The following is a 10,625-nucleotide window of genomic DNA, read 5'->3' as shown; positions in this document are numbered from 1 at the left end:
CGCTAGAGCAGGAGATTGCTGCGGGGGCTGCGCCCCCTCGCAATGACATCCCGCAAGCGCCCCCGCTCCCCCATTGTCATTGCGAGCCGCGCGTAGGGGCAGAGCGGTGCTCTGCCTACGCGCGGCGCAGCCATCCCCCGCGAGCACGGGTTGAGAGGCGGACAGCACCTGCAGTTGATCACAACTGTCGATCGCGGTGCGATGCCGGAAAGCCCCGGGCTGCGTTCCCCATCACCCCTCCCCCAGCGGGGGAGGGGCAAGGGGTGGGGGCATCAGCCCGCGCAGCGGGCTTCGTAAGCCTAGCCCGGCCCTTCAGGGCCGGGTTCCCGACCGATGTTCTGTCTGCCCCTCAATGCGAGCACGGGAGGGGTGCTGGTAAGCCATTGGTCTACGCTAGAGCAGGAGATTGCTTCGGGGGCTGCGCCCCCTCGCAATGACAAGCGAGGAGCGTGCCGGTAAGCCATCGGTCTGCGCTAGAGCAGGAGATTGCTGCGGGGGCTGCGCCCCCTCGCAATGACATCCCGCAAGCGCCCCCGCTCCCCCATTGTCATTGCGAGCCGCGCGTAGGGGCAGAGCGGTGCTCTACCTACGCGCGGCGCAGCCATCCCCCGCGAGCACGGAAAATGTCCCCGCAACGCTCGTTCGCATGAAATATCATACATAACAGTTTCTTAATCTACTTCCCCTAGTCCTATCTACTGATATAGCCCAAAAGTCATGTAGATCGTCATAGTTTCAGCATCTACCCTACAAAATGAAAGAAATTTCATTTTAGTACCGCTATTCAGGGGTAGATAATGAACAATCTGTCATCTCCGGTGCGCTGGCTGATCCTCCTTGCGCTCCTCTTCTTCTGGACAGCAACGCCGGTGCGCGCTGCCGGGGTCGTTGGCAATGGCACTGCGGCAAGCTGTACCGAAGCGGCGCTGCGTGCCGCCGTAGCCGGTGGCGGGCGAGTCACCTTCAACTGCGGCCCTCAACCGGTGACTATCACCCTCTCTAGCCAATTAGAACTGCGCCAGAATACCGAGCTTGACGGCGGCGGCCCGCAACAGGGCGGGCGGGTGACGTTGAGCGGTGGCGGACGCACGCGCATTATTTGGCTGTATGACACGACTCTGACCATCCGCAATCTCACTCTGATTGATGGCCGGAGCGCAGAAGGTGGTGCGATCCGTTCTGCTGGCCTGAACTCACGCGTTTTCATCTACAACAGCATCTTCCGCAATAACGATAGTACTGCCGGCACCGATGAAGAAGGCGGCGGCGCGATCTCGATGCACTTCGGCCAACTCCACATTGAAGACAGCCTCTTTGAGAACAACCGCGGTATTAATGGCGGCGCGATCTACAATCTGCGCTGCCCGATCACTGTGGTACGTTCCACCTTCCGTAACAACGATAGCTCGCATGGCGGCGTCGTGGCCAATTTTGGCTTTGGGGGCGCGATCTACAACGACGGCGCTGGCCCAGCAGGCGTAGGCGGCCAGATTGTGATACGCGATAGTATCTTTATCGGCAATAAAGCTCGCAATTTCGGCGGTGCAGTCTATTCGTACCTTTACCATCCTGACCGCTCTGAGATTGAGCGGAGTTTCTTTGCTGACAATATCGTCGCTCTCAATAGCAATAATCGCGCCAGCGGCGGCGCCTTGATGCACCACAACGGCCCGCTCACACTGCGCGATTCGACCTTTGTCAATAATCGTTCGGAAGATATCGGCGGTGCTGTCCTGATCGCGCAGACGACCTTCCATTCCGGCTGGAACCGCTCGACCCTTACTAATCTCACCGTGGTGGGCAATCGCGCCGATGCACCAACCGCCGATCAAGGCAATGGCGGCGGCCTCTACTTCAATGGCGGGCAAGCGACAGTGGTGAATGTCACCGTGGCGCAGAATTATGCTGATCGGCTTGGCGGCGGCATTTACAATACGTCCAGCAATAGCGCCGACGTCGAGCTACGTAATGTGATTATCGCTGGCAACCAACTCGGTAGTGCGCACGACTCGGTGCAATGTTTCGGCACGTTTCGCGGCAGCCGCAACCTGCAAAGCTCTGCTGGTCGCGCCTGTCTAAGCGGTATCGCTCAGACCGATCCGCGGCTCGAACCAGCCGTTGCTTATCACGGTGGCCCGCTGCCCACCCTCGCCCTCCTCGCTGGTAGTCCGGCGATCAATGCCGGCGCCGATTGCCCGCCGCTCGACCAACGTGGCGCAGCACGGGTAGGCGCGTGTGATTTGGGGGCATTCGAGTACGGTGGTGCCGCGCCGGCCAGCCAGCTCTCCCCGCCAACACTGGTTGGTCTGGCAAGCAATGATGGCGGGCCAGTGGTGCAGTTGTCGTTTGATCCGGTTCCCGGCGCTGTGCGGTATGAAGCCGAAGCGCGGCGTGACGACGGCGTAACGTGGTTGTTATCGGTTGTCCATAACCGCCTCTTGCTCGATCGGGGTCTCTATACCATTCGTCTCCGCGCTTGCAACGAAATTGTGTGCAGTGCGTTTAGCAATGGCTTGAGCGTGGAAGTGACACGGGCGCCGGTCAAACTATTCGCTCCCTTCGTCGAACGGTAGGAGATGCAGGTCTGCGAAATCAACCACCTGATTGCGCCCGCTGCGCTTGGCGGTGTAGAGTGCCGTGTCGGCGTGTTGAATGATCAGATGCATATTTTGGTCATCTGACTCACACACCACGAATCCGATCGAGACGGTGACTGGGCCAAGCAGTTGGCCGGCAAAGGCGATCTGCCGCCGCTGCACCGTCTCACGGAGGCGTTGCAAGCGCGCTTGGGCCGTTGCGCGGTTGACACCCGGCAGGATTAAGACGAACTCTTCACCGCCATATCGGCAAGCCAGATCACTCTGGCGCAAATGCTCGCGAAAAATGACTGCTAGCTCGCGCAAGAGCGCATCGCCGGCATCGTGGCCATACTGGTCGTTGAATTGCTTGAAGTGGTCAATATCAATCATCGCCACCGTGAGCGGCGTTTGCTCGCGCTGCGCGCGGTGTAGCTCACGCGGTAGGCTTGACTCGAGATAGCGCCGGTTGTACAGGCCAGTTAACGGATCGATGATTGCTTGTTCACGCAAGGTTGCGCGCAGCTCAAGATTAGAGAGCGCCAGCTTGATCGTGTCGCCGGTCATCACAATCAGTTCGCTGCGCGGTAATTCAGTCCCGGCAATGTGGAGCAAGCCGTAGATTTCTCCCTGCACAACCAGCGGGACGCAACACGTACAGTCGTCAGGATGCGCACGGATATGAGTGCAGCGCATGCCTTCGCCAGTGCAGGTTCGGTGGATCAAGCCACGCCGCAAGGCCCAGCATTGGTCGAGGGTTAGCGAAGTTGGGGTGGTTGTCGTGTCGTTCCATGCAGCCAGCAGGTTCAGATTGGCCGTTCCCGGCTGCCGCACCATCAGATACCCGCTTTGGTGAGGGAAGATTCGCTGCAAGCTGAAGGCAATGACTCCGGCAGCTTCATTGGTGGTTTGGCAGACTTGCAAGAGGTCATGCAATTCGTTGACCATCAGAATCTCGGCGGCCTGCCGGCGCGCTTCGATCATGGCTTCTTCAAGCCGCTGATTGGCTTTCATCAACAGCAGTTCAAAATGGCGCCGTTCGCTGATGTCGCGATTAACGGCGACGATGCCGGTGGGGGTGCCGTGTTCATCACGGATTAATACCACGATCGAGTGAATGGGAACGTACTTGCCATCACGGCGCCGTTGCTCAACTTCGCCCTCCCAACGGCCAGTTTCGCGTAGGACGGCGGCTGCTTCGTCGCTGGTCGTATCGTTGAACCGAGTCTCGAAGAAGGTTTGCAACCGCTTGCCAATCACTTCTTCCTCTGTCCAACCGTAAATCTGTTCAGCGCCGCGATTCCAACTGATGACGGTATAGTTAAGATCGGTGGCAATCACGGCGTCGGCGATCTGGTTCAGCAAATCCGCTTGCTGGCGAATGCGGCGGTTAAGCTGATGCTGGTCGTGAATATCGTGCCAGATGGCCACAAAACCATCATTGAGCTTACCGGCATGCACTTCGACATAGCGTTGTTCGCCTGACGGCTTGACAATGGTGGTTGTCCGGCGCACTGGCGCGCCGGTTTCGATCAACCGGCGTACATCGGCAAAGGTGCCATCATTCGCATAGTGCGGAAAGAGATCGAGCAACCGTTGGTTCAGCAACTCCTCGCGACGGTACCCGGTTGCGCTGCACATTGCCGCATTTACCGCCGTGATCCGCGCATCGACGATCTGGCCGTGCAGATTGCGCACGGCTGTATACATGCCGAAGGGGTCGGGCATCGTTTCAATGGCTGTGCGGAAGAGTGTGGCACTGTCAGAGTCAGAGGGTGGTACGGCGGTGATGACGGCGAGAGCGCCGCGTTGTGGGCACTGGAGCGGTTGCGCATAGTAGTTGGCTGCGCCAATCGTGATCGTAACGGTTTCGCCATTCAATGCGCGTTCGTAGCTGCGTTTCCATTGAGTGTAGTGCTCAACCGGAGACGGATCAGGCAATGCTCGATCACCGGATTGGCCGCCGGTTGGCAAACCCGCTGGCGGTTGGGCTCGGAAGGCGGCGTTGGCATAGATCAGCCGGTAGTTTTGATCAACAATCCATAATGCCATGGGAAGTCGATCGAGAATCACTATCGCTACAGCACGGTCAAAATCTGGCCAGCGCGGCTCTGGCAGGTCTGGTGGTAGGGTTGACAGTGCCATTGCGTTTCTCCCGACTCGGTTGTTTGCTTCGTTTGCATCATAACCCCTTCTGTGTCAGGCAACCGAAAAAACTTAGCGACACGACGCGCAGATTTAGCTATTCTTGGCTCTTGTCTTAGCTGCCCATTCTTTGCTCACCCGCTATTGCCGGCCTACTACTCCCTTCCCCACTGCCCGCTACCGCGTTTTCTGCATCTGCCTGCGCTGTCACCCGCCACGCCGCTGGGGTGCGCAGCCAGTTCAGCAAGACAATGCTAAGGATGGCCGTTTCGATGATGCTACTAGCAACCGTCGCAATTGGCACCGCCAGCACGCCTACCACCGGCCAGAGAGCTGTCGCGACGGCAATCCGGCTGGCCAGTTGCGCAATGTTAGCCAATAAAGGGGTGCGCGCATCGCCAAGTGCCACCAACGCCCGTCCGCTAATCTCAACCATCACATATACTGGTAATCCACCGGCAAAGATCAGCAGAATGGCAAAGGTCAGATCGCCGGCGGCGCGATCAAACGCTCCCCGCTCGAACAATATCTGGATCAGCCAGCGTCCGCCTCCTGCCAGCGCCAACCCGCTTAGCGTCGCCAATACGACGGCAGCGCCGGTTGCCCAGATCCAGCGTTGCCTAAAGAGGGAACGGTCGCGCGCAATCGCGGCAGCGGCAAGGTAGGGGTAGGCCGCTTGCCCAATCGCCGTGCCACAGAGCCGTTGCGGTAGATGGCCCAACAATAGCGCATTATGCATGGCGCCGAGACCGGCGGCTTGCGCGCCTAAGCTGGCAATCGCTGAATCGACAATCGCGTTGCCGTAGTTGATCGTGCCCGAAATCGCGCCGGGAATGGCTAACCGCAGCGTTCCGCGCACCAGCGGATCGCGCAGACGCCATGCCGGTTGCAGGCGAAGCCGGTGGTGAACAAGCGCCGGTATCAGTAATAGCAGTTGCATTGCCGTGTCGCCAAGCGAACCAATGGCCGCCGTAATAATGGTTGCTTGGGGGAAGAGCAGGGTGATGATGATGAACGTGTTTCGCAACGCAATGCCAATCGCCGGCAAGAGAAACTGGCCGCGTGCAATTAATACTGCGCTCAGCACACCATACGCGACTTGCAGCACAATTTCGACAACGAGGATGCGAGTGAGTAAAGCTGCCAACACTTGCGTAGCCGGATCAAGCCCCGGCGCGACCAGCCAGCGCAACAGCGGCGGCGCCGCGAGGCCGAAGGCGAGCGTGAATGGTGTCGCGACGACGATCATCAGGGTGAGCACCCGGTTGATCAGGCTTACGACGGTGTCGTGGTTCTGGCGCGCCGCCAGCAAGAGATGCGGAATGAGGGCATTGGTCAACGCACCGCCGGCAATCAGGGTGCTAACCGTTTCCGAAAGACGCAAAGCGGCGTAGAGCGCCGCCGCCTCTTCGCCGATGCCAAAACGCGCGTTAAACAGGATTTGCCGCACGACGCCTAATGCCGCTGAGGCGAGAAACGCGGCCATAAAGAGCAGTGATCCTTCGCTCGTTGAGAACGAAATAGTGTGCCACGCGCGCAGCGGAGTTTGGAAGAGGCGGTGAAAGAGCATGCGGAAAGTCTTGTAGCTGTCTGATCTGTTGAACGAGCGTTTTCTGATAACGTGGCAGCGTTTATGGATGGCGATCCTCTGTCCTTCGATTATAATGCATAATCGTTGCGGATACGAGGCGAAAATCTTGGTTGCATACGCGCGTTATGGGTAACTCGTGGCCCTGTGTCTTCGCCAGCAGTGACCGACCGTCCATCTAGCGGGAGAAGTCTCAACGCCGATGCCGCTTCTCTTCACCAGCAATAACCAGTTGTCAAGCCATCGGTGAGATGGCTGCTTTCGTCACGTAGTGATAGGCGTAAACATTCCATACGCACTACCGTATCGCTCCGGTAGGGAAGGTCGAGCACAGGGTTTGGCAGCGTCGATTGCGATCCAGTGCTCGGCCTGCAACCCTGCAACTGGTCAGTGCGAGCGAGAGCGGTGTTCGTCATCTTGCGCCATTGCCTTTTGAGAATTGTTATGTTACTAAGCCAACCTTCTCGCTGGCGACAATTGATCGTTCATGAGCGCAATCGTGCGCTCTTGATCATCGTGCTGTCTATTTTGATTTTCGTCTGTTCTTTCTATGTGCCGGCACGGTATCGCCTCAACTTTGATCTGCCGATGGATTTGGCTCATCGCGGGGTTGGCGTGGTCGAGTTCGGCGGTACTGGCCCGTTTCGCTGGTTTGCTACCCAATCCACCATTGAGCTGCCGGCGCTGAGCCACGCTCCGCATCGCCTGTTCATCGAAATGCATGGCTTTGGCGTTGATTCACGGCAGTTGCTGATTCGTATGAACGATGGGTTCGCTGCTGATCTTACCGTTCCCGCCGGGTGGAGCAGGGTAGATATGCTAATTCCCGCCGAGGCGATCCTGCCTGCTGGCAATCAATTGTCATTGAGCATTCAACCATTGCCGCCGTATAACGAAGAACGATTGGGGATTGCAGTAACCCGATTTGAGCTACACCAACTGACGCTAGGTTCACTGCCAGTAGTGTGGATGATCTGGTTGCTGGCGGCGTTCCCGTTGCTCTTCCTTGGTGGATACGCTCTCCGCTTGCCGCTGCTCGATCAGGCGATTCTCACGCTCGTGTTTGCAGCCGGTGCCGGGTATGCCGTAGCGATGTGGCGGTTGCAAACGGTAACAATCTGGCCGCTATTCCTTGTCGCGCTAGCAGGAATGACCGCCGGTTATTGGCTGCTCAGGTTGTTCTGGTCGGTACGCCGCACGACTGCATCAGTATGGTTTTCACGGGTATGTCTCGTGGCTGGTGTCTTATTTGTGCTGCACGTTGTTGGCATGAATGCGTTGTCGTTTATTGATATCGACCATCGGGGGCGCGCAAATCACGTCTTGCGTATTGCTGCCGGCCAGAGCGATGAGGTGCAGAGCCGGTTAGCCAATCAATATGAGTGGGGGCTCGAAACGGTTCCGTATTCATTGCTGAGTTATTACCCCTTCGTGCCCTTGGCTGCGATCTTCCCGACGACCTTGCCGATGACGGGTGCGCTCAAGGTGTTGGTGAGTCTGCTCGACGCGACCACCCCCCTGTTGCTGTATCTGCTGCTGGTGCGCTCCGGCTATCATCCGCGCGCCGGTTTTTTGGCCGGTGCGTTGTTTGCCGGCTTGCCGGTGACGCACCTCTATTTTCACGATGGCAGCTATCCAACTATTCTGGGGGTGTGGTGGGTTGTTGTCACCCTCGTCATCATCAACGAGGCGGTGCAACGCACCCGCTGGTCGTGGCTTTCCATCGCGCTGGTGAGCGGGGCATTGCTGGTGGCGTTGCTGATCTACGTGACCCATGCCGCGTTTGTGCCGCTCGTCGTCGGGGTGGCAAGCCTGCTCGCGTGGCGCGCGCGGGCTGAGCTGGCGGCGGTGGGGCCGCGGGTGTTGGCGGCGCTGGGGGTCAGTATCGTGCTGGCGCTGGCGCTCTACTACGGGCAATACGTTTTGCCGACCCTGACCGCGCTGGCGGCGCGCTTGGCCGAGAGCGATCGGCTCGGGCACGACCAGTTGCCGTCGCCGTTGGTCGGTTCGTTGTTTGCCCAGATGTGGGGCCATACCCGGGTGTTGCCGCTCGTGCTCGTGCCGCTTGGGATGGCGGGGTTGGCGCGGCGTGGCTGGACGTGGACGGCCTGCGTGATGGCAGGGTATCTAGTGTTGTTGGCGCTGGGGATAGTCATTGATCACCAGTTTAGTCTCTGGAATAAGCATTGGTACTTTAGCCTGCCGGCGCTGGCGATTCTCGCCGGGGTTGCGCTTGACTGGATTGCCGAGTATCATACCGCCGGCAAGGTGGTGGCTGGCGCGCTCGTAAGCTACTTGCTGGTCGAGAGCACGGTGGCGTGGCTGCTGCGCGCGTTGCTCTATCAATGGTCGTTGCAGACGCTGTAAGCTTTCCTGCGCGCAATCGTTCGCGAAATCGGTCAGCGCGCAAGCAAACCCATCTTGACGCTAACCAATCGCTCTAAGCAATTGCGCTGGTTCCTTGCCCAAGCGAATCGTCTGGGCCAATCATAAGATATCGTATGCTGCCAACGCCTCGCCTGCTCCTCCTAGTTTTGCTAGCTGCGCCGCTGATCGCTGGCGCGGCGTTTGTGCCGTTGCTTAGTTGGGTGGCCGTGATCTATGTGTTGATGGTGGGTGGGGTGTTGATCAGCGATGTGCTGCTCTCACCCCGGCCCGATCAGATCGAGGTTGAGCGCTTGCACGAGCAGCGCCTCTCCCTCGGCGCTGCTAATCTGATCACCATTCTCGTCTCCAACGCCGCCTCGCGCCCGCTCCGCTTCACCTTGCGCGATGAGTATCCAGTTGAGATGCCGGTTGACGCCGATCTGCTGGCCGGCGTCGCCGAGCCGTTTGGCTTGTGCGAGCTACGCTACCACGTCCGCCCGCAACGCCGCGGCGACTACCAGTTTGGCGATGTAGTGATCCGTTACGAAGGCGTGCTTGGTTGCCATCGCCGGCAAGTCCGCTTCCCCGCCGCGCAGACGGTGCAAGTCTATCCGAATTTACTAGAGGCGCGGAAATACGATCTCGTGATCCGGCGTGGCCAGTTGCGCACCATCGGCTTGCGCTCGATCCGCCAATTGGGGCAGGGCGGCGAGTTTGAACATCTGCGCGAATATACGACCGATGACGAGTATCGCCGGATCAATTGGAAGGCGACGGCGCGTCGCGGCAAACCGATTGTTGCCGAAATTGAAGCTGAACGCAGCCAGCAGATCGTCTGTGTGATCGATGCCGGACGCTTGATGGCCACGCCGGTCGCCGATCCGCTCCAACCTGATGACGCCGGTCTAACCCGGCTCGATTACGTGGTCAATACGGCGCTGATGCTGAGTTATGTGGTGATCGGGAAGGGTGATCAAGCCGGGATGCTCACCTTTGCCGGCAAAGTCGAGAACTTTATTCCCCCGCGCAAGGGTAAGGCCCAGTTCCAACGCCTGCTTGAAGCGTTGTACAATGTGCAGGCTCAGCCGGTTGAGGCCGATATAGCGGCGGCCTTAGCTTATCTCGATCAGCGCCAGCAACGGCGGGCACTGGTGATCATCTTTACCGATCTGGCCAACCCTGCCGCAGTGCAACCGCTTATCACCCACATCCGCCGGCTCGCTCGCCGCCACCTGCCGCTCTGCGTCACGATTAGCGATCCGAACATTGCCAATGTGGCCGGACGTCCGGTGCAAGACAGCCACGGCCTGTTTCGCCGGTTAGTCGCCGAACAGTTGGCCGATGAGCGGCGCGCGTTGCTCGACCAGATCCAGCGCAGTGGCGCGCTGACGCTCGATGTGCCGGCGACGTCGCTGACCGTCTCGGTGGTCAATACCTACCTGCGCCTGAAGGAAGAGGCCCGTTTGTAACGAGATTGAGGCGTGAAGATACCAAGCGTTGTTCTGGAGCGCGGGCCGCTGGCCCGCCTGATGGTGGGAAGAGGGAGCGCGGGCCGCTGGCCCGCCTGACGGCGGGAAGAGGGAGCGCGGGCCGCTGGCCCGCCTGACGGTGGGAAGAGGGAGCGCGGGCCGCTGGCCCGCCTGACGGTGGTTGAGGTACGGACAGAACATTTGATTGATTGCAATGGTTGATCGCTGTACGATGCCGCAAAGGCTGGTTCTGCCCTCCTCATCACCCCTCCCCCAGCGGGGGAGGGGCAAGGGGTGGGGGCATCAGCCCGCGCAGCAGGCTTCGTAAGCATAGCCCAGCCCTCAAGGGCCGGGCGCCGCACAGATGTTCTGTCCGCCCTTGAACCGACGGCGGGAGGGTGGCGCGCGGGCCGCTGGCCCGCCTGACGGTGGTTGAGGTACGGACAGAACATTTGATTGATTGCAATGGTTGATCGCTGT

5 protein-coding genes are annotated in these 10,625 nt (G+C 59.4%); 3 read left to right on the top strand and 2 right to left on the bottom strand.

All coding sequences use genetic code 11. The features are described from left to right. The first annotated feature begins 797 nt into the window (after window positions 1-797). On the top strand, window positions 798-2,573 hold the full coding sequence (locus A6A03_RS18025) for a choice-of-anchor Q domain-containing protein (RefSeq protein WP_066791057.1): 1,776 nt from the start codon (window positions 798-800) through the stop codon (window positions 2,571-2,573). Here the strand turns inward: A6A03_RS18025 and A6A03_RS18020 are convergent. Beyond that, a complete protein-coding gene (locus A6A03_RS18020) occupies window positions 2,547-4,721 on the bottom strand; it encodes a sensor domain-containing diguanylate cyclase (RefSeq protein WP_066791055.1) in 2,175 nt (724 codons plus the stop codon). The two genes, A6A03_RS18025 and A6A03_RS18020, sit on opposite strands and share 27 nt — an antisense overlap. 115 nt (window positions 4,722-4,836) lie before the next feature. Further along, complete coding sequence (gene murJ, locus A6A03_RS18015) at window positions 4,837-6,291, bottom strand: murein biosynthesis integral membrane protein MurJ (protein ID WP_082909014.1); 1,455 nt, start codon at window positions 6,289-6,291, stop codon at window positions 4,837-4,839. A 462-nt stretch (window positions 6,292-6,753) separates the two neighbouring features. Here murJ and A6A03_RS18010 point away from each other — a divergent pair, with 462 nt between their 5' ends. Both A6A03_RS18010 and A6A03_RS18005 read left to right on the top strand, forming a co-directional pair. Beyond that, on the top strand, window positions 6,754-8,676 hold the full coding sequence (locus tag A6A03_RS18010) for a hypothetical protein (RefSeq protein WP_066791053.1): 1,923 nt from the start codon (window positions 6,754-6,756) through the stop codon (window positions 8,674-8,676). Between the two features lie 134 nt (window positions 8,677-8,810). Next, window positions 8,811-10,145: a DUF58 domain-containing protein gene (locus A6A03_RS18005; protein WP_066791051.1), complete on the top strand. Its 1,335-nt coding sequence runs from the start codon at window positions 8,811-8,813 to the stop codon at window positions 10,143-10,145. Window positions 10,146-10,625 lie beyond the last annotated feature (480 nt).

Source organism: Chloroflexus islandicus (genome assembly GCF_001650695.1).
Taxonomy (GTDB): Bacteria; Chloroflexota; Chloroflexia; order Chloroflexales; family Chloroflexaceae; genus Chloroflexus; species Chloroflexus islandicus.
This window is presented reverse-complemented; position numbering and strand designations above follow the sequence as displayed.